Source organism: Burkholderia sp. 22PA0106 (assembly GCF_047497155.1).
Taxonomy (GTDB): Bacteria; Pseudomonadota; Gammaproteobacteria; order Burkholderiales; family Burkholderiaceae; genus Burkholderia.
Map to the genome: position 1 here is coordinate 763,802 of NZ_CP163162.1, position 21,037 is coordinate 784,838.

The 21,037-nt window shown below is 65.0% G+C and carries 15 protein-coding genes; 10 read left to right on the forward strand and 5 right to left on the reverse strand.

Annotation, left to right across the window (positions count from 1 at the left end; translation table 11 throughout):
- Nucleotides 1-8 precede the first annotated feature (8 nt).
- Both AB4850_RS03315 and AB4850_RS03320 read right to left on the reverse strand, forming a co-directional pair.
- Nucleotides 9-1,034, reverse strand: a complete 1,026-nt coding sequence (locus AB4850_RS03315) for an alpha/beta hydrolase (protein WP_414441184.1) — start codon at nt 1,032-1,034, stop codon at nt 9-11.
- A gap of 230 nt (nt 1,035-1,264) precedes the next feature.
- The gene (locus tag AB4850_RS03320) at nt 1,265-1,993 is read right to left on the reverse strand and encodes a FadR/GntR family transcriptional regulator (protein ID WP_414441185.1); all 729 of its coding nucleotides are present in this window, start codon (nt 1,991-1,993) and stop codon (nt 1,265-1,267) included.
- Between the two features lie 250 nt (nt 1,994-2,243).
- On the opposite strand from AB4850_RS03320, the gene uxuA reads away from it, so the two are divergent.
- Together uxuA and AB4850_RS03330 are read left to right on the forward strand one after the other, a co-directional pair.
- Nucleotides 2,244-3,290 carry a mannonate dehydratase gene (gene uxuA, locus AB4850_RS03325; RefSeq protein WP_414441186.1) on the forward strand — a complete coding sequence of 349 codons (1,047 nt, stop codon included), beginning with the start codon at nt 2,244-2,246 and terminating at the stop codon, nt 3,288-3,290.
- A 152-nt stretch (nt 3,291-3,442) separates the two neighbouring features.
- Entirely contained in the window at nt 3,443-4,759 is a 1,317-nt protein-coding gene (locus tag AB4850_RS03330; protein WP_414441187.1) for an MFS transporter, read from the forward strand.
- A gap of 29 nt (nt 4,760-4,788) precedes the next feature.
- On the opposite strand, the gene AB4850_RS03335 is transcribed toward AB4850_RS03330, so the two are convergent.
- The 3 genes from AB4850_RS03335 to AB4850_RS03345 form a co-directional block, all read right to left on the reverse strand.
- On the reverse strand, nt 4,789-5,532 hold the full coding sequence (locus AB4850_RS03335; RefSeq protein WP_414441188.1) for an alpha/beta fold hydrolase: 744 nt from the start codon (nt 5,530-5,532) through the stop codon (nt 4,789-4,791).
- Nucleotides 5,529-6,341 (reverse strand): DinB family protein, encoded by an 813-nt coding sequence (locus tag AB4850_RS03340; protein WP_414441189.1) that lies wholly within the window; start codon nt 6,339-6,341, stop codon nt 5,529-5,531. The genes AB4850_RS03335 and AB4850_RS03340 overlap by 4 nt, the downstream gene beginning before the upstream one ends.
- A 120-nt stretch (nt 6,342-6,461) precedes the next feature.
- A complete protein-coding gene (locus AB4850_RS03345) occupies nt 6,462-7,364 on the reverse strand; it encodes an SDR family oxidoreductase (RefSeq protein ID WP_414441190.1) in 903 nt (300 codons plus the stop codon).
- A gap of 98 nt (nt 7,365-7,462) precedes the next feature.
- Between AB4850_RS03345 and AB4850_RS03350 the strand changes: the two genes are divergently transcribed.
- The 8 genes from AB4850_RS03350 (at nt 7,463) to AB4850_RS03385 (ending at nt 20,964) form a co-directional block, all read left to right on the forward strand.
- Entirely contained in the window at nt 7,463-8,347 is an 885-nt protein-coding gene (locus AB4850_RS03350; protein ID WP_414441191.1) for a helix-turn-helix transcriptional regulator, read from the forward strand.
- Between the two features lie 343 nt (nt 8,348-8,690).
- A complete protein-coding gene (locus tag AB4850_RS03355; protein ID WP_414441192.1) occupies nt 8,691-11,360 on the forward strand; it encodes a type VI secretion system Vgr family protein in 2,670 nt (889 codons plus the stop codon).
- A 2-nt stretch (nt 11,361-11,362) separates the two neighbouring features.
- Nucleotides 11,363-13,297, forward strand: a complete 1,935-nt coding sequence (locus AB4850_RS03360) for a phospholipase D-like domain-containing protein (protein WP_414441193.1) — start codon at nt 11,363-11,365, stop codon at nt 13,295-13,297.
- A 3-nt stretch (nt 13,298-13,300) separates the two neighbouring features.
- Complete coding sequence (locus AB4850_RS03365) at nt 13,301-14,608, forward strand: sel1 repeat family protein (protein ID WP_414441194.1); 1,308 nt, start codon at nt 13,301-13,303, stop codon at nt 14,606-14,608.
- A gap of 75 nt (nt 14,609-14,683) precedes the next feature.
- Nucleotides 14,684-15,850 carry a sel1 repeat family protein gene (locus AB4850_RS03370; RefSeq protein ID WP_414441195.1) on the forward strand — a complete coding sequence of 389 codons (1,167 nt, stop codon included), beginning with the start codon at nt 14,684-14,686 and terminating at the stop codon, nt 15,848-15,850.
- Between the two features lie 63 nt (nt 15,851-15,913).
- Entirely contained in the window at nt 15,914-16,162 is a 249-nt protein-coding gene (locus AB4850_RS03375; protein ID WP_414441196.1) for a PAAR domain-containing protein, read from the forward strand.
- Between the two features lie 10 nt (nt 16,163-16,172).
- Complete coding sequence (locus AB4850_RS03380; RefSeq protein ID WP_414441197.1) at nt 16,173-17,387, forward strand: hypothetical protein; 1,215 nt, start codon at nt 16,173-16,175, stop codon at nt 17,385-17,387.
- Nucleotides 17,388-17,406: 19 nt separating this feature from the next.
- Nucleotides 17,407-20,964, forward strand: coding sequence for an ImcF-related family protein (locus AB4850_RS03385; protein WP_414441198.1), 3,558 nt, complete (start codon nt 17,407-17,409; stop codon nt 20,962-20,964).
- Nucleotides 20,965-21,037 lie beyond the last annotated feature (73 nt).

A 21,037-nucleotide genomic window follows, 5' to 3' on the forward strand; every position in this document is an offset into this window, starting at 1 on the left:
CCGAACCGCTACACCACCTCTTCCCCGAACGCCTTGCGCTGCACCAGCGCGACGAACTTCTGCGCGTCGCGCGCGGCCTGCACCACGTCGGCCATCCCGAAGAACTCGTGCGTCGCGCCCGGAAAGTGCTCGCTGACCACGTCCACGCCGCTGCGCGCGAGCCGGTTCGCGAGGTTCTCGGCGTCCGAGCGCAGCGGATCGATGCCGGCGATCACCACGGCCGTCTGCGGCAGGTCCTTCAAGTCCGCCGAGCCGAGCACGTCGATGCGCGGGTCCTTCAGTTCGCTCTTGTCGTGCGTCACCTGCTCGACGAACCACAGCATCATCGGCTTGTTCAGCGGCCGCGCGTTGCGATTCTCCTCGTACGACAGCGACATCACGTTGCTGCTTGCCACCGGATACACCAGCGTCTGGTGAACCGGGCGTTGCAGCCCGTGATCGCGCGCGTGGATCGACACGTTGATCGCGAGGTTCGCGCCCGCGCTTTCGCCCATCACCGCGATGCGCGACGGGTCGCCGCCGAGCGCGGCCGCGTTGGCGACGGTCCAGCGCCATGCCGCGATCGCGTCTTCGTGCGCTGCCGGGAACTTGTGCTCGGGGGCCAGCCGGTAATGCGCCGAGATCACGATCGCATGGCTCTTGGCGGCCAGCGCGCGCGGCGCGGCGTCGTAGGTGTCGAGATCGGCCAGCACCCAGCCGCCGCCGTGGAAGTACAGGATCACCGGCAGCGGCCCGTCGATCGCCGGCTTGTAGACGCGCGCCGGCAGCGGCCCGATCGCGCCGTCGATCTCGATGTCGTGCGAGGCGACATCCACCAGACCGGGCGGCCGGGCCGCGGCCGCGCCGGCCTGCGCGATCAGCTTCTTCACGGCATCGGCCGGGGTCGGCTGGCGGCGCGCCTCGCTCGGCGTGCACGATTCGATCGGCTTCGGGTTCATCGATTGCAGCGTGTCGAGCACGGCTCTCATGTCCGGGTCCGCATGATCGGTCGGGTCCATGCCGACAATGCCCTTGATCGTCTTGGTAATCGTCATGTCGCTGTCCTCCTTCTGGCGGGTTCGCATCGGAGGCGCGGGCGTGAGCCTGCGCCGAACCATCGGGATCGCAGGACGCGTGCCCGAATCGGATGTTAGACGGGAGAGCAAGGCGGGGTGGGGGTTGGCGGCGGGTTTCGCCCGCGTGGCGAGCGGGGCGAGGGTCGTGCGTTTTTTACAGGATCGACAGGCGCGGCCGAACAAACGACCCGCTCGTCCGCGCGCTCGCCTTACCGCCAGGCCTGCGTGAATTCGCCGATCACGCGCGTCAGGTGCGCCTGCATCGCCTCGCGCGCGCCTTGCGCGTCGCGGGCCATGATCGCCGAGAAGATGCGCTGGTGATCGCCCTGCGAGGCCTCGCGCAGCGCGGTGTCGTGAAAATGCTCCTCGATCTTCTTCCAGAGCGGATCGGCGCGCGAGCCGTCCCACATCGCGGCCACCATGTGCCGCAGCACCGCGTTGCCGGTGGCCTGCGCGATGCCCAGGTGGAAATCGCGGTCGGCGGCCTCGTTGGCGGCCTTGTCGTCCATGTTCTCGCGCATCGCGCGCAGCGCCGCGAACAGGCGGTCGAGATCGGCGTCCTTGCGCTCGGTGGCGGCCAGCGCGGCGATCTCGGCCTCGATCAGCGCCCGCGCGCGCAAGGTTTCGATCGGCCCCGGCCCGCGCGGCAATTCGAACGAAACGGACGCAACGGGCCGCCCCTCGCGTGCCTCGGCCACGTAGATGCCCGAACCGACCCGCACCTCCACCACGCCGCGCACTTCGAGCGCGATGATCGCCTCGCGCACCTGCGTGCGGCTCACGGCGAAGCGTTCGGCCAGCGTGCGCTCGGACGGCAGGCGCGCGCCGGGCGCCACGTCGCCCGAGGCGACGAGGTCGTAGATCTGCCGGGCCAGCCCGACATAGGAGCGATCGGCGTCGGTGGCGCCGCCCGCCGGCGTGGAAAAGACTTCGGCCATGCAATGTGCTCTCGGTGCTCGCGAAACGCGGACGGCGAAAATGGTACACCAGTTTGGCCGCGCGCCGGCCCGGCGGTCCCATGAATCGACGAAACCTCCCGCCCGGCAAGCCGCAGCGGCGTTCGATACCCTGCTTTCAACTGGTAAACCACTATTTCGCCTGATTGGTTGACCAGTGAGAATCTGGACAACCAGGCGGGGCCGGAACGTTCCGGCCGGACCGCCGCCGTCATGCTCGGGAGGGCCAGTCATGCAGATGTCGTTTCGTTGGTACGGGGATTCGGACCCGGTGTCCTTGCAGTACATCCGTCAGATTCCGGGCGTGACGCAGATCGTCTCGGCCGTCTACGACGAGCCGGTGGGCGAGGTGTGGCCGGTGGAGAAGATCGCCGCGCTGAAGTCGAAGATCGAGGCGGCGGGGCTGCGTTTCGAGGTGGTGGAATCGGTGCCGGTGCACGAGGACATCAAGCTCGGCAAGCCCACCCGCGACCGCTTGATCGCGAACTACCAGCAGACGCTGCGCCACCTCGCGGCGGCCGGCGTTCAAGTGGTTTGCTACAACTTCATGCCGGTGTTCGACTGGACCCGCACCGAGCTGGCCAAGACGCTGGAAGACGGCTCGACCTGCCTCGCGTTCAGCACCGCCGAAGTGGAGCGCATCGATCCGAACCAGGGCATTTCCCTGCCGGGCTGGGATTCGAGCTATCGCCCCGAGGAACTGCGGGCGCTGCTCGCCGAATACCGCGAGATCGACGAGGCGCGGCTCTGGTCGAACCTCGAATATTTCCTGAAGGCGGTGGTGCCGGTGGCGGCCGAATGCGGCATTCGCATGGCGATCCATCCGGACGATCCGCCGCGCCCGATCTTCGGCCTGCCGCGCATCGTCAAGAACCGCGACGATCTCGCGCGCATCCTGGCGGCGGTCGACCATCCGGCCAACGGCCTGACGCTGTGCTCGGGCTCGCTCGGCGCGGGGCCGCAAAACGACGTCGAGGCGCTGGTGCGCGAATTCGGCGGCATGGGCCGGATCCATTTCGCGCATATCCGCAACGTCAAGATCACGCCCGACGGCGATTTCGAGGAATCGGCGCACCTGTCGAGCTGCGGCTCGCTCGATATCGCCGCGATCGTCAAGGCGTATCACGACACCGGCTACACCGGCTACGTGCGGCCCGACCACGGCCGGATGATCTGGGGCGAAACCGGCAAGCCCGGCTACGGCCTCTACGATCGCGCGCTCGGCGCCGTGTATCTGAACGGGCTGTGGGAAGCGCTGCAGAAATTCGACCACGCCTGACCCCGGGCGGGCCGTCGCGCCCGCCGCCGCTGCAAGACCGCAAGACTGCAAGACCGCATCACACCACCACCGACAAGCACGCCAACGTGCGACCGGCGCGCGCCGCCCTCCGAGGCCGGCCGCGCCCAACACCAACGAAGCGGAGACCTTCGATGCCGAACATCCGATGGGCGATGATCCTGATGTGCTTCCTCGCCAACGTCATCAATTTCGTCGATCGCGCCAATCTGGCGATCGCCGCCCCCAGCATTCGCGCCGATCTCGGCCTCGACGCCGTCGGCATGGGCTTCGTGCTGAGCGCGTTCTTCTGGACCTACGCGTTCCTGCAATTGCCGGCCGGCTGGTTCATCGACAAGGTGGGCGTGCGCATCGCGCTGGCGCTCGCGGTGGGCTGGTGGTCGGTGTTTACGGTCGCCACCGGCGCGGCGCGCGGCCTGGGGCAACTGGTGGGGATGCGCCTGATGCTCGGCGCGGGCGAGGCGGCGGCGATCCCGTCGTTCGCCAAGGTGGCGTTCAACTGGTTCCCGCGGCGCGAACGCGGGCTGGCCAGCAGCATCTTCGACAGCGGCTCGCGGGTCGGCTCGGCGCTGTCGCTGCCGCTGGTCGCGTGGCTGATCTCGCAGGTGGGCTGGCGCGGTTCGTTCATCGTGACGGGCTCGCTCGGCATCGTCTGGGCGGCGGCCTGGTGGTTCATCTATCGCGACCCGGAGCGCTATCGCGGCATCGCGCCCGACGCCGTGGCCGCGCTGCTGGCGGAACGGGCCGGCGTGCCGGCCGGCGGCCGCACCGCGGCGCAGGCCGAGGCCGCCGCGCGCGTGTCGTGGCTCGACCTGTTCCGCTATCGCACCATCTGGGGAATGATGATCGGCCTGTTCTGCCTGAACTTCGCGATCTACTTCTTCATCACGTGGTTCCCGAGCTATCTGCTGCAGTCGCGCGGCTTCTCGCTCGCGTCGCTGGGCACGCTCGGCATGCTGCCGGCGCTGGTGGCGATTCCGGGCGGCTGGCTCGGCGGCTATGTGTCCGACGCGCTGTTCCGGCGCGGCTGGAGCGCCACGGCCGCGCGCAAGACCTGCCTGGTGGGCGGGATGCTGGCGTCGTCGTCGATCGCGCTGTCGGCGCTGGTCGACAGCACCGGCTGGTGCCTCGCGCTGTTCGCGCTGTCGTATGCGGGCCTGTCGTTTGCCGGCGCGAACGTCTGGACGCTGGTGGGCGAGGTGGCGCCCACGCCGGCGCACGTCGCGTCGATCGGCGGCATCCAGAACTTCGCGGGCAATCTGGCCGGGATCTTCATCACCACGTTCACGGGGCTGATGCTGTCGATCACGCGCGGATCGTTCGTGGTGCCGCTGGTGGCGGCCGGGGTGTTGTGCGTGGTGGGCGCGCTGTCGTATCTGTTTCTGGTCGGGCGCGTGGAGCCGTTGCCGCCGTTGCGCGGGGTGGGGGGCGAGCCGGTGCGGGTGGGGTGAGGTTGGCCTTGAGGTTGCCGACGTGACGCTCAATGCGAATCGTCCGCCCCCAAAAACCGATGCAACACATCCGCCAGCGCGGCCGGCTGCTCGATCGCCGGCAAATGGCCGCTGTTCGGCACGACCTCGAAGCCGGCGCAGCGCGCCAGCGCCCAGTCGGGCACATGCCAGCCGTCGCGCGAGCGCTCGCCGGCCACCAGGCAGACGCGATGCCGCTCGAACACCGCCCTGACCGCATCGAGATAGGCCGCGCTGCCGGTCGTGTCCACCACCGAGCGGCCCATCGCGCGCAGCGTCGAGGCCGGCTGATGGTCGAGCCAGCGCGCCGCGGTGCGCGCCATCGACGGCGTGACGTCCGCCACCGCGCCGCCCAGCCATCGCGCCGGATCGGCGCGAAACGCCGCCAGCATCGCCTCGGCCTCGTGCGCCGTCATGCGGCCGACCGAAGCCGACCAGAATGCGTCGTCCAGCGTGAAGTTGCCCTCGATGTTGACGATGCGCCGCACGCGTTCGGGGTGCGCGTGCGCGAACAGCATCGCGATCGCACCGCCCACCGAATGGCCGACCAGATCGACGCGTTCCATGCCCGCCTGCGCCTCGACGAACGCACGCAGATGCGCGACCTGTTCGGGCAGCGTGATGCGCGCGGCCGGCACGTCGCGGTGTTCGCCGTAACCGAGCAGCGACGGCGCGGCGTGCGGCGGCGCGTAGCCGTCGATCGCGAGCGTGCCGATGAAACCGTGGATGAAGATCGCGGGCGGCAGTGAGGTCATGCTTCGTTCTCCTTGATAGTGGCGTGCACCGATCCGGCCAGTTCGTGTTCGAGTTCGTCGAGTTCGAGGCCGTGCGTGCGGTCGTGGTCGAGCAGCTCGCGCACGAGTTCCTCCAGCGTCATGCGGCGCACGCTGTCGCGCAGCCCGCAGCGGGCCAGCGCGGCGGTATCGAGCGTGGCGAGCGAATCGCACAAGCGGCCGCGCGAGGCGGCGAACGCGGTCAGCGCGTCCTGGCCGTCCTGATGCAGGTAGTCGCGTGCTTCAGCCAGCGCCGTGCCGTCCACCGAGGCGATGACGGGCAGCGTTTCGCGGCGCACGGCCTCGATGCGCTGCGCGAACACCGCATCGAGATCGCGCAGATGGCAGGCATGTTCGACGAACGCGAAGCCGGTGCCGGCCGGACGCGTGGCCCATTGCGCGGCGGGCAGGCGCGCGGCGGCGATTGCGAGCCGCGCGGGCATGTGCGTCAGCGCATCGAGCACGCCGCCGAATGGCAGCACTACCGGATACGGGCCGAACACCGCGCCATACGTGAACGGCGCGCCGCCGATCCGGCCGCGCGCCTGCACCAGTTCGTGGCCGTGGCGGCGCATCACCTCGGCCACCATCGCGCCGCAGAACTGGCGCGCGGTGGTGTCGTCGGCGATATCGGGAAATTTCCCGGCGATCTCGTCGCGGATTGCGGCGATCGCCGCCACGCCCACCCGCGACAGCGCCGCGAACTCGATGTAGCGCGATGGCGTATCGATCAAGGCTTCCAGTTGCCGGCCGAGTGGCGTGGCCCGGAAGCGGTCGAATCGCGAATGCATGAAACAGGCCCCGTCAGGTAACGTAGCAAAACGATACGTTACCTGACGGGGCCGGTCAAAGCGGATTTTCGGCTGCCGTCCCGCCGATCGGGGACAGCAGCCGAGCGGGTCAATCAGCCATCAGTGCGCCGCGCCTTCCACGAACTTGCCCTGATTCAGATCGTCGAGCAGCGTCGGCCCGACCGGCTTCCAGCCGAGCCGCGCCTGCGTCAGCGCGCTCGATGCGGGCATGTCGAGGGTCACGAACATCCCCATCCAGCCGAAGTGCGCCTGCGCCTCTTCCGCCGAAATCGAGCGGGCAGGCAGGCCCAGCACGCGCGCCAGCGTCTCGGCGATTTCGCGGCTGGCGATGCCTTCCTCGCCCACGGCGTTCCAGCGCGCGCCAGCCTGGCCCTTCTCGATGGCGAGGCGATACAGCGTCACGACATCCGACAGATGCCCGGCCGGCCAGCGGTTGCGGCCCTCGCCGACATAGGCCACCACGCCCTTGTCGCGCGCGATCTGCACGAGCGGCGAGATCAGGCCCTGACGGTACGGGTTGTGAACCTGCGGCAGACGGATCACCGACACGTTGACACCGGCGTCGAGCAGCGTGTTGCCGGCCAGCTCGGAGCCGATGCGCGGGTTCGGATGGGTGGTGTTGAACACGTCCTCGCTGGCCGGTTCGCCATGCGCGCCGCTGCCCACGCCGGTGCCCGAGGTGATCAGCAAGGGGCGGTCCGAGCCCTTCAGCGCCTCGCCGAGCGCGGCGATCGCGCGCTTGTCCTTCTCGCAGTTCGCGACGAAGTTCGTGAAATCGTGATCGAAGGCCGCGTGGATCACGGCATCGGCCTGGGCCGCGCCCGCGCGCAGGCTGTCGGTGTCCTCCAGCGTGGCGCGGTGCGCTTCGGCGCCGGCCTGGCGCAGCGCGTCGGCGCCGGCGTCGGAGCGGGTCATGCCGAGCACCTGATGGCCTGCCTGGATCAGTTCGGGAACGAGGGCCGAGCCGATGAAGCCGGTCGCGCCAGTCAGAAAAATACGCATGTGAACTCTCCTTGGGTCGTCACGGGCTTACTATCCGACGTCTGCTTATCCCGTTAAAGTAGTGAGTTCATCATGGTAAAGCGACTAACAGGATCCCCATGACTGTCGACACGGCCCGCTCGCTGGGCGATTTCCTGCGCAGCCGGCGCACCCGGCTGGACCCGGCCAGCTTCGGCTTCGCGGGCCGGCGGCGCACGCCGGGGCTGCGCCGCGAGGAGGTGGCGCAGCGCGCCCACATCAGCCCGACCTGGTACACCTGGCTGGAGCAGGGGCGCGGCGGCGCGCCGTCGGCCGAGGTGCTGGAGCGGATCGCCGGCGCGCTGCTGCTGACCGACGCCGAGCGCGAGCACCTGTTCATGCTCGGGCTCGGGCGGCCGCCCGAGGTGCGCTATCGCGTGGTCGAGGGCGTCAGCCCGCGCCTGCAGCGGCTGCTCGATTCGCTGGAGGCCAGCCCCGCGATCGTCAAGACGGCGACCTGGGACGTGGTGGCGTGGAACCGCGCGGCGTCGGTGGTGCTGACGGATTACGGCGCGCTGCCGGTGGGCTCGCGCAACATTTTGCGATTCCTGTTCAGCAACCGCGAGGTGCGCGCCAAGCAGCACGACTGGAACGCCGTGGCGCGGTTCGTGGTGGGCGCGTTTCGCGCCGACGTGGCGCGCGCGGGGATCGCTTCGGAGGTGGGCGAGCTGGTGGAGGAACTGTGCGCGGCCAGCGAGCAGTTCGCGATGCTGTGGCGCGACAACGAGGTCCTGAGCCACGGCGAAGGCGACGGCGTGAAGCGCCTGGAGCACCCGTTGCTCGGCCCGATCGAACTCGAATATTCGGCGTTCGCGGTGGATGGGCGGCCCGATCTGGGGATGATCGTCTATACGCCGCTCGACCCGGCGGTGGCGGCGCGGATTCGTGCGGCGGCGGCGCAGCACGCGGAGCGCGAACGGGCGCGCGAGCAGGCCGAGGCGGTGGCTTCTCCCTCTCTCGCATGAATGTCCTCCTTGATTTCCGCGCCTTGCATGACTGACGTTCAGCTTGTGTGGGTTGTTGGAGGTGAACGGTCATGTCCAATGTTTCAGCGGTACCGCCGGTTCGATAATCACAACGAAAAATAAGAATCGGCTAATTCGTTTTTAGTTCTTTGCTGATGTTTTTGCCATTTCCAATGGGCTAGCCTCTTGCGCTGCTGCCGGTGACGCAACACGTAACGCCTCATGCCTCTCGCGGCCCAGCGCCAATCAGATCAATTCCGCCTCGAACGTCAGCCGCTGCTGCTGCAAGGGTTCGGCTGCGCCGTTCGTATCGCTGCTTGACCCTGCCCGGAGGAGTTCCCGCATGTCGTCGATCCTGCCTGCCCAAGCCTATACGTTGAAGCTCGCGCCGCAGCCGGCGCCGTTCTCCGTGCTCAAGTTCAGCGGGCGAGACGCCGTGAGCGAGCTGTATCGCTACGACATCGAATTCACGAGTCCGGCGGGCGGCGTTCCGATGGACCAGGTGATCGGCCGGCCTGCGAGATTCATCATCGCCCCGGTCGATCCCGACATGGTTCATCTGCGCCGGATGTTCGGCGAGGACGCCGAGAAGTTCAGCAAGATGCCGCCCGCGCAAGAGATTCACGGTGTCATCACCGAATTCGACGAGTTTGCGACGTCCGCCGACCAGACGCACTACCGGGTCCGGCTCGAACCTGCGCTGGCCGACCTGAACCGCGGCGTCACGAGCCGGCTGTTCCAGAAGCAGTCGGTCGAGGAAATCATCACCGCCACGCTGCGCCATTGCGGTTACCGGGCCGGCGTCGATTTCGTGTTCAAGCTTCGCCACACCTACAAGCGGCACGCGTACGTGACGCAATACCGCGAAACAAGCTTCGCCTTCATCCAGCGTATCTGCGCCGAGGCTGGCATCTGGTTCCGCTGGGAACAAAAGCCCGATTACGCCGCGATCGTGTTCGGCGACGATCTCGATGCCTATGCGCGCAAGCAACGCAGCGTGCCGTATCTCCGTGACGCGGGCCTCGAAAGCTCCGGCGCGGACACCATCAAGTCGCTCGAAAAACGCACCCGGCGCGTGCCCGAAAGCGTGAAGCTGCACGACTACAACCATCGCGAGGCCGGTGTTTCGCTGCTCGTCGAAGCGAACGCCGCGCGCACCGACACGGCGACGAATGCCGTCGATTATCGCTGGGGCGAGCACTACGAGACGCTGGACGAAGGCAGGCAAATCGCCCGCTGGCGCCACGAGGCGTATCTGGCGAAGCAGATCGTGTTCAAGGGCACCGGCAATCCGTTCTGGCTGGAGGCGGGCGAGGTGATGCGCGTCGAGCCGAATCCGTCCGATGCGACGCACGGGATTTTTGTCACGGCGGTGGAGTCGAGCGGTGGCCGTGGCGAGTCGTATTGGGTGAGCTTCGAGGGGATTCCGTCGGATCGGGTCTGGCGGACGCCGATGGCGCTGATCGAGCGGCCGAGCGTCGATGGCATCTTGCCGGGCCGGATCACGTCGCCGGGGAACTACAAGTATGCGTATTTGACCGAGCGTGGCGAGTATGTGATCAAGCTGCCGTTCGATCTCGACGAGTGGAGCCCCGGCGGTACGAGCCGGCCCGTGCGGTTCGCCAAGCCGTATAGCGGTGACAACTACGGGCACCACTTTCCGTTGATCGACGGGGCGGAAGTGGCGGTGGTGTTTACGGATGGGAATCCGGATCGGCCGGTGATCATCGGCGCGATGCACGACAGCCAGCATCGAGACCTGGTCGACAACCTGAATCACACGCGCAATCTCGTTCGGACTGCCGGGCAGAACGAACTGCGGATGGAGGATAAGGAAGGCGTCGAGCATATCCACCTCACGACGCCATTTCAGACCAGTGAGCTGAATCTTGGGCATATGGTCGATAGCGGGCGGAAGGAGCGGGGGCGGGGGGCGGAGCTGCGCTCGGATGGGCATGTGGCGGTACGGGGAGCGAAGGGGATGTTGTTTTCCGCCGACGAGCAGGCTGGCGCCGGCGGCAAGCAGATCGAGATGCTCGCGGCCCGGCGTTTGCTCGAGCAGGCGCTGCAGCAGATGCAGTCCCTCGCGGACGCAGCAAAAGCCTCGGAGGCTATCGCAGCAGACTACGCGAAACAGAAGATCTTGCTGGACGACACCCTGAGCGACCTGAAAAAGGCGGGCATCCTGATCAGCGCGCCGGCCGGCATCGGGATCGTGTCGGGCGATCACCTGCAGCTCGCGGCCAACAAGAATCTCATCGCTACGGCGGGCGGCAATGCGGATATCGGGGTCGTCAGGCGGTTCACCGTCGCCGCCGGCGAGGCCGTATCGATTTTCGCGGAAAGGCTCGGGATCAAGCTGTTCGCTGCGAAGGGGAAAGTGGCGATTCAGGCGCAGAGCGACGAAATGCTGCTGGCGGCGCTGAAGGACGTGACCATCGCCAGCACCGAGGGCCGGCTGGTGCTGACCGCGGCAAAAGAGGTATGGATTGGCGCAGGCGGATCGTATATCAAGATCAACGCGAACCGGATCGAGAACGGTACGCCCGGCGACATCCTGGAAAAATGCGCCTCGTGGAACAAGCCTTCCGCAGCGTCGGCGCAAATCAGTCCCACGCTTCCCACCAGCCTTCCGGCGCAGCCCTTGATGCTCAACCTGGCTTCGTCGCCTGCATCGAAAAACGCGGTCTTCTCCGGCATGCCGTACACGCTGCTTGCCGATGGCGCTGTGGTTCGACGCGGCGTGATCGACGACATGGGCCAGATCCCGGTCGATCACAGCGTGACAACGCGGGAATACCAACTTGAGCTGGCGAACGGCGTGACGTACGCGATTCCGGTGGCGGATGCGTACCGGGGCGATCCCGGCAATGGCGAGCTGGCGAATCAGGGCTTCCAGCATCACGAAAACAGCACGGACGCCGACATCACCCCTGCGGGCGATCGCGCGGCGCATCGAGAACGATATAACGCGCTGCTGAACCTGCGCACGGATATCTCTTCCGAAGACTGACCATGGCCAATCCTTCAAAAATCGTGGTGCCCATTGCACGCAACGAGACTGCGTCCGCGATGCTGTGTCTGCCGTGGTTTCTCGACATGATCCCGGCGGGCCCGCGCGGAACCGGCAAGAAGTCGGGCAGCGTTGCCGAGTTTCATCCGGTGCCGGCGTCCTACAAGCCGCTTGTCAACGGAGAGGAGGCATTCGGCGCGCTGTATGACGCGATTCTGGCTGCCAGGCATTCGATCGACTATATCTGCTGGGGCTTTCAGCCATCGATGTATTTCCGGCGGGGCGGCGGCGATTCGCTTTGCATTGGTGACCTGCTGATCCAGAAGGCTGGCGAAGGCGTGAAGGTCCGCATTCTGTGCTGGGCCGATACGTTTGCGGTGGCGCAGAAGCTGGAAAATCCGAACCCGGGATATGACCTGGTGCGCAGCGCGTTCACGCAAAACGAGAACACGACCCAGCTCGAATATGACCGGCAGTGGTATTACCTGGCTCGTATCACGCCGTCGCCGGCACAACAGGAACTCTCCGAATCTTTGCGGCGTTCAACTCGACCCGATGCGCAAGGCGCGAGCGCCAAGCCGGGCTTGACCGCGAAGCCGTGGGAGAACATTCAGGTGGTCACGCGCGACTTTTCCCTGTTTGATCGGCTGGAAATCATGTACCGCGAGTCGAGATTCCGCTCGGATATCAACGTCGGCAAATTGGGGGTGATCGGCGGATATGGACTCGGTCCATCGCATCACCAAAAGACGGTGCTGGTTGATTACGAGACGCCGAGTCAGGCCGTTGGTTTTGTGATGGGGCATAACACCCTCGACGCCTATTGGGATAACGATGCGCACAGCTACGCGCGCATGCATGCGCGATTTGGCCGCAATGGAGAAACGCCGCGACAGGATATGTCTGCGCGGGTGACCGGGCCGATTCTCGAGCATCTGAACGTGAATTTCTGCCGCGCCTGGCAACGCAATGCGCATGTCGATCTGTTGAGCAAACGCAAGGCATTGGCCGCACAGCTGAAAGTTCGGCCGGAGTTGGGCACGCCGCTCATGGCGCAGATCGTCCGGACGCAGTCGCAGGAGGGCGTGCGCAACATCGAGGCGCTCTACTTGCAGGCGGCCAATAACGCCACGCAGTTTATCTACATCGAGAACCAGTATTTCCGGTGGGAACCGCTTGCCGCGAAGATCAAGTCGGCTGCGCAGACGCACGTATCTGCAGGGCGCGATCCCGGCAAGCATGGCCCGCTGTATCTGTTTGTGGTGACGAACTCGACCGACGACGCGGTGGGGATGGGTACGGGCACGACGTACGACATGCTCGACAGCCTCGGGCGTGCGGACACCATGCCCAACGTGGCGCGGCTGGAGCGTGGCGAGCAACTCGGGATCGATGTGCAGCGTGCCGTCAACGAGGTCGCGGTGGCGCATTACGACCATGGCGCCAGTGGTCCGGTACGGCAGGACGCGGCAAGAAAGAAACTCCAGGAAGCGAAGCAGAAGCTTCAGGACAACGCCGATGAAAAAAATCCGATTCTGCCTCAAGACATTCCGGGGTTGAAAGTTCATGTCTGCACGCTGGTGGCGCCGGATTCACCGGCCAAGCAGTGGATGCCGGTGTACGTGCACAGCAAGATCATGATCGTGGACGACGTGTTCCTCACGCATGGCTCGGCAAATGTGAATTTGCGCAGTATGGAAGTGGATAGCGAGTTGAATATCTGTCATGAGCATTCTGGTGTGACGCAGGCGTTGCGGAGGAGGTTGTGGGAGATGCATACGAATGGGATGGGGGCGCAGGATTCGCCGGGTGAGGCGTTTGAAGCATGGGGGACTGTCATCAAAGATAACGCGGACAATCAAGCTAAAGGTGCGACGCCGGGAGCATCGCTGGTTGGTTTCATGCGGACGTCAACGAGCCGACTTCGAGTGGACTAATTCATGAAAATAATTTTCATCGCTTTTTCTCTCATTTCATTACTTTCTGCCTGCTCGAATAAGGAGAGTCAATTGAATTCACAATCCGATATGAAAGGCGTTCGTGCGAATCTCGCCTTCGTCTGTGTGCATGAGGCAGATCACCTGCCGCCGCTCGACCTGCAGGCGGAAGAGATTTTTAAATTCGGTCTTTATCTTGAGAAGCAGGACGGCCCGAAAGACTTCAATAGCGCCGCACGCTATTACCGGATCGCGTCCGCCTATGGTCACTACAAAGCCAATCAAAATCTGCAACGTCTGGTTTCGCAAGGCTATGCGGAGTCGCCGTACCCGGATGTCGAAACGATTGGTCTGGTGGATCAACTGATCAAGGCAGGCGTGCCAGGTGGGTATTACGATATGGGGCATTACCTTGAGCTGGGCTATGGCGTGAAGCAGGACGCTGACGCGGCACGACGATACTTTCGCAAGGCAGCGGACATGGGTAGCCCGGAGGCTCAGGCCTACATTGGAAATCTGCTGGCACCGATAGATAGGGCACCCGACGTCGCTCGACAGATGCGCCAATGTGCCGCCGAACAAGGGCATTCAGATACTGCAGACACCTTGGGCATCGATCTAAAAAATGACAAGCTCTTCCCGGAAGCTGTAAAAGCTTTTCAAATGGGAGTGGCTGGGGGAGATACGTTGGCCGCCTTGGCTCTTCAGGAGGGATTCGGGGCACCTCCTGAGACAAACAGACTGTATTACCTAGCATTGTCCAGTGATCCAGAGCGATCCCGCCGGTACAAATTGATCAAGTTGTTTTTAAGATATAACGACGGCCGCAATCCCAAAGTCCCGGACATCGACAAGATCGTTCCATTGCCGCCGGCCAAGCTTCCAGCATGGGACGGCACATTCCAGTGGCAGAAAGAGCAGGACGCTGCGGTGCCGCCGCCCAAGCCGTCGGAAGAACTGCTCGACCAGCTTGCGAAGGCAAAGCACCTCGATCCGGCAACGGGTTTGCCGTTATCGACTGCTGATTCGAAGACATCGTCGGTGGATGCACCGACAGCGACGCGGGCACGCCTGCCGATCGGAACGACGGCGAGAGCGGGGGCACGCTGCCCTGAGGGCGGCGTATGGTGTGCCCAGATTCGTCCGGGGCTTCAGGCCGATACGACGCGGAACTTCAATCGAGGCGATGTCTTTCCGTTGCTCGATATCTACGAACCTCGTCCGCTGGCGCTGCTCGACAGCGTACTGGGAAAGCGCCGCTATACGACAGACGTGATCTGGAAGCTGATCGCTCATGGAAAAGATGCGTGATGAAACGATCCGCTTGCGTGAGCGCCTTGGGCTTTCTGTGCAAGTCCACCCGCTGGTCGAGTGAGTGCTGAAGCCATGAAGCGCACCGTCCTGACAATCTGCCTGACGATTCTTGTGATTGCCTGCTCGAACAAGGATCGTCAATTGCCTTTGCAATCCGATATGAACGGCGTTCGTGCGAACCTCGCCTTCGTCTGTGTGCACCAAGCGGATCACCTGCTGCCGCTCGACCCGCAGACGGACGAGATTTTTAAATACGGCCTGTATCTTGAGAAGCAGGATGGACCGAAAGACTTCAATAGTGCTGCACGTTATTACCGGATCGCAGCGGCCCATGGTCACTACAAAGCCAATCAAAATCTGCAACGACTGGTTTCGCAAGGCTATGCGGATTCACCGTACCCGGATGTCGAAACGATTGATCTGGTGGATCAACTGATCAAGGCAGGCGTGCCGGGTGGGTATTACGACATGGGCCACTACCTTGAGCTCGGCTACGGCGTGAAGCAGGACGCTGATGCAGCACGACGATACTTTCGCAAGGCGGCGGACATGGGAAATCCGGAGGCACAGGCATATGTCGCCAATTTGCTCGATCCTATGGATAAGGCTCCCGACATAGCTCGGCAGATGCGTCAATGTGCAGCCGAACAAGGGCATTCAGATTCAGCTAACACCCTGGCTATTGATCTTAAAATCGATAAAAACTTTCCGGAGGCTGTCAAAGCTTTTCAAATGGCCGTGGCAGAGGGAGACACGCTGTCGGCCTTGGCTCTTGAGGAGGGGTTCGGGGCGCCTCCTGCGACAAACAGGCCGTATTACCTCGCGTTACCCGGAGATCCAGAGCGATCCCGCCGGTACAAATTGATCAAGTTGTTTTTAAGGCATAACGACAGCCGCAACCCCAAAGTCCCGGACATCGACAAGATCGTTCCGCTGCCGCCCGCCAAGCTTCCAGCATGGGACGGCACGTTCCAGTGGCAGAAAGAGCAGGACGCTGCAGTGCCCCCGCCCAAGCCGTCGGAAGAACTGCTCGACCAGCTTGCGAAGACAAAGCACCTCGATCCGGCAACCGGTTTGCCGCTTTCGACTGCTGATTCGAAGACCTCGTCGGCGGGTGAATCAACAGCGCACCCGACAAGCGCAGCGACACGATTGACCTCACCCGATAGCGAGCCGATCACGAAAGAACGCGTGACGATCGGTCAGCTACCCGTATTCCCCGAGGCGCACCACCTTTAATCATTCGGTGCATGCGCTCAAGCCAATTTCCCGTTTTATTCAACATGATCAGGAGTTTCATTCGTGATTGATCTCATCCGTCTTGGCGACGCCACCGACCACGGGGGCAAAGTCATCAGCGCATCGCACACCATGTGTTACGAGGATCGATACGTCGCGCGCAAGGGCGACGAGGTGACTTGCCCGCAACACGATATCCGCCCGAATCTGATCATCGATGGCGACGAGACGATGCTCGATGAGGGCGTGCCCGTCGCCCGGCATGGCTATCGCGCCATGTGTGGATGCCGGCTGATTTCGAGCCTGTTGTGAAAACACGGTCATGCCGGTAGATCTTCCAGACGTAGAGCCGTCAGATGCGCAACCCAAGCCGCCGCGTGCCATCGTTTGGCTCGGTGTGTTCGTCGTCGTCATGCTCGCTGGCGTGGTGATCGCCTTGCTGACCTGGCCCAAAGGCGAACCGACCCAGACCGCCTGGTTCTGGGTGCGTCTGCTCGCATTCCCGGCGCTGGCGTGGTGCACGCTGTTTGGCCTGCGCCTTCACTACCACGACGATGAAATCCAGCGCCTTCAGGCACAGCGTGAAGTCCTTGTCGAGGATCGGGAGCGGGCACTGCTGTTCGCGAGCGAGCCGCTCGCCGTGCTGGGCCATGCGTATCTGACCGAGCCGGGCAGCGAGAACCTTGCCGGCAGCATCGCCAATCGCGAACTCGCATTGAGCGCGCAAACCTCGGCTACCGGCACCGATGCGATCCGGCACACAGCCTTGGCGTTCACGGACGATGCGGAAAATCCGGAACGCTACCGGGCCTGCTTCACTGCGTTGATCGAGCGGATTGCCGGTTCCGTGTCGGCGGTACCTGGCAAGGTGCCGTTGAGTGTCTGTTTGCAGTTGCCTGCCGACGTGGATCAGCAAGACCTGCTCGGCATGTGGCAATCCTGCTGGACTGCGAAGCATCTTCGGCCGGTGATGGCCAGGCTGCTGCCGGCAGCCTCGGGCGTCATGGCGCTGGATGAATGGCTGGACATCCGTGGCGGACCTTCGCTTGAAAAAGCCACGCTGTTCGTTTCGGTGCAACTGCACGATGCACCGCAGCAGTCGAGCGCAGAGGCCGCCGTCGGCGTGCTGCTTGCCTGGGCGCCGCTCGCCGAACGTTGCGCGCTAGACGCACAGGCATTTCTGCATCGCCCCGTGGAGGCCGGGGCATCCGGATTGGATGCCGCGATTTCCTCGGCGTTGCTTTGGGGGAGGGCTACAGCTGCCGAAGTGGGCGACCTTTGGCAGGCCGGTCTATTTTCAACCGATAAAAGTGCGCTGCTTCAGGCAGCGTCGGATACCAAGCTGGCTGTCTCGCAAACGAGCGCGTTCGCTGGCCTGCACGATGTTGATCTGGCCATCGGCAACCCCGGGGTCTGTGCCGGCTGGCTAGCTATTGCACTCGGTATAGAGCATGCGGCACAGCTCGGCGTACAGCAATTCATTGCGTGGCACGAGGGTACGCTGCGGCTCGCCGTGATCCGTGCTTCTCGCGCATAGAAAAATTGGTCTCGAACGTATGAGCACTCGCAAGTTTTGGGGATTCCATATCCTCGTTCCCGCACTCACCGCCGCAGTCGCGCTCTGGGTGTATTTCAAGGGAGCCGGTACGAACGCGTCGCGGGGTCATCAGGTCGGCATCGTTGCGTTCGCTGGCGTGGTGATCCTGATGGCGCGGGCGCTGCTGGCCGGTGCGTGGCGAATCGTGGCCCGGTACGGCCGCAACCCCGCAGCGAATCGTTACGACCGCGATCCATTGTCACGAGTGGGCGCCGCGAAAACGGAAGTGCCGGTCGATCTGAATGCGTACCGGGCGGGAACGCTTCGAGAGATACTGCGCGATCTCCATGGTCGCCGCTGGCGCAAGGCGGATCGCTGGATCCTGGTCGCAGGCGATGAGCCGATCGTCAATCGGCTGGCCCCCGGCCTTTCCGACGCGGGGTATGTTGTGACGGGCAACACGGTCTTGTTGTACGCGAAACAGACCTCGAATACGCTCGACACCGCCTGGCTCAACCAAATCCGCCGCCTCCGCACCCGTCGACCCGTTGATGCGATCGTCGCTGTCACACGCGATCGAGGCTCCGCCACCGCGCCTTTCGACACCGACGCGTTCACCCGCCAGCTCGCGCGCCACTCGTGCGCTTTACGCTGGGCCGCGCCTGTCTACCTGCTCAATGCCACCGATTTCGGCGGCGAATCGTCGAGCCCCGACGAAGCGATCGGTTTGACTTGGGCGAACGCACGCGTCAACGCAAATGCGCTCGATGCATCGCTACAAGACCTGAGCCATTGCCTCGCAGACGCCGGCGTCGTGCGTCTCGTGAACGACACGAGCGACCGCTATCCGGCCGAGCTGTCGCAGCACATCGAGCGTCTTCGTGACGCGCTGTCGGGCCTCGTGCTGCAAACGGCGCAACCCCGAGTCTGGCGGCAGGCGGTGCACGGCCTGCTGTTCGCGCCGTTGTGCAAGGCGCGCGAGCTTGTACCGCCCGCTTCACTCACGTCGGCGGAACCGGGCAACGACGAACCGGCCATGAGCCCGCAACACCGCACGCTCTGGCAAACCGTCGCCGAGCACAGCCGCAAGCTCCAAGGCCGGCGCGTCGGCTTCTCGCCGTCGACCGCGGTCGCATGGATTTCGACGGGCCTGATCGGCTGCTGGATCGCCGGCACGGTGGCGTCGGGCTTTGCAAACCGCGCGACTGTGCGCGACACGAGCGACACGCTCGCGGCCCTGGCAAGCGAGCCGAACCCCACGCGCGCGATGACGTTGCTCGATCGCCTCGACAAGCAGATCGACACGCTCGAAGTCCATCGCCGCGACGGCGCGCCGTGGCTGACGCGCTTCGGCCTGAACCGCGACGGCGCGCTGCTCGACGCGCTGTGGCCCGGCTACGCGAACGCGGCCAGCCGCATCCTCGTGGCGCCGATCAGTCGGCAATTCGAAGCAAATCTGCGTCGGTTGGCGTCGCTGTCGGATGCCGACATCGCCAACGGCGGCAACGTCGGAGTGCAGGCCGCTTATGACACGCTCAAGGCGTATCTGATGCTCACGAATCCCAAGCACGCCGTCGCCGCGTTCCTCGCGCCGCAGCTCGCCGCAACGGCGGCGCCGATGCGCCCGGTCAATTCGCCGCTGTCGCCGGGCGCGTGGGACGACCTGCGCCAGCACACGATCGCGTTTTTCGCGGCGCATCTGGGCCGGGGCACGTTGCCGCCGATGACGCCCGACGCTGGCCTCGTTGCCGCGACACGCCAGACGATCATCGGCGTGCGCGGCATCCAGAATTCGACGGACGCGATCTATCAGCATATCCTCGACGATGCGCAAGCCAAATACCCGCCCGTTTCACTCGCCACGCTGCTCGGCGACACGACGAGCCGAGGCCTGTTCGGCACGACGGCGACGGTGCCGGGCGTGTTCACGCGCGCGGCCTGGGACGAGCGGATCGCAAAGGCGATCGACGATACGAGCGAGCAGCACAACGTGGCCGGCGACTGGGTGCTGCGCCCGGAAGGAAGTCCCGTTGGGGGATCGGATGCGAAGGCCGCACAGGCCGCGCCCTCAACGCTGAAGGCCCAACTGCGCCAGCGCTATTTCGACGACTACGCGCGCGCCTGGGCCCTGTTTCTCGACAGCCTGCGCTGGCAGCCGGCCGCGACGCTGTCGGCCACGGCCGACCAGTTGACGCTGCTCGGCGACACGCAGCGCTCGCCGCTCGCCGCACTGATGAACGCGGTTGTCTATCAGGCGGGCGCGGGTGCGAACGCGCGCTCGCTTGCCGACAGCCTGATCGGCAAGGCGCAGCAGCTTGTCGGCGCAAGCGAACAGGATCCGTCGAAGCAGGTGCAGCCGGCGCTTTCACCGCTGGCCACGGCGTTCGGTCCGATCCTGCGCCTGACGGGCAGCGATCTGGTGACGGGCGCGCCCGCCAGCGGCAAGGCCGCCGCGCAGCGCGCCGCCACGGGCGACCTGAGCCTCGCACGCTACCTCGAACGCGTCACGGCAATGCGCTTGAAGGTCTCGCAGATCGTTTCCGGCGCGGACCCCGACGCGATGGCACGTCATGCCGCGCAGTCGGTGCTGCAAGGCAAGACGTCCGAGCTGGCCGAAAGCCGCGATTACGCGGGCCGCCTCGCCGCGAGCCTGGGCGAGCAGTGGTTCGGGCTGGGCGAGCTGTTGCGCGCGCCGTTCGATCAATCGTGGCGCGTGGTGGTGCAGCCGGCGGCCACGAGCCTGAACGAGATGTGGCGCACGGCGATCGTCGCGGACTGGAACCGCACGTTCGGCGGACGCTATCCGTTCGCCGATTCGGACAACGATGCTTCGTTACCCGAAATGTCGCGCTTCATGAGCGTCGATAACGGCGTGATCACGCAGTTCGTGACGACGCAACTGGCCGGTGTCGTCGAGCGTCAGGGCGACCGGTGGGTCGCGTCACTGGGTGCCGGCCAGGGTGCGCTGACGATCGATCCCGGCTTTCTTGCGAGCCTGAACCGCCTCACGCGGGTGGCGACCGTGCTGTTTCCGTCCGGCGATGCACAGGTGCGATACGAGTTGCAGGCGGTGCCGACCCCGGGCGTGACAGACATGCGCTTCGTGCTGTCGGGCCGCGAGCTGCATTACTTCAACCAGAAGCTGGCATGGACGCCGTTCGCGTGGCCGGGGCAATCGCTGGAAAACCTGTCGCACATCGAATGGCAGACCGAGCAGGGCGGCTTGCGCACGGCGCTCGACGAACAAGGCCGGTTCGGGCTGGTCCGGCTGCTGGAGCGTGCGAAGGTGACGCAGCAGGACAACGCGCGTTATCTGCTAACCTGGGTGCCGAGCACGAGCCTGGGCATGCCGTTGCGCGTGCAACTACGCAGCGAGGCGGGCGCCGGCCCGCTGGACGTATTGCAACTGCGGCATTTCACGCTGCCGAGCCGGATTTTCGTGACCGGGGCGGCGGCAGGGAAGTCGGGGCCGACGCTGTCGGCCGTCAATCCGCCGCCGTTGCCGGCGTTCATGGCCGAGGCGGCGAAGCATGCGGCGATGCCGTTGCCGGGGAGCGGGCAATCGCGTGCCGAATGACATGACGGGCGGGTGATTCGACACCCGCTTTTCCGAGTGGTGGCTGAAAGCCGATCGCGTACCCGGCCCCTGC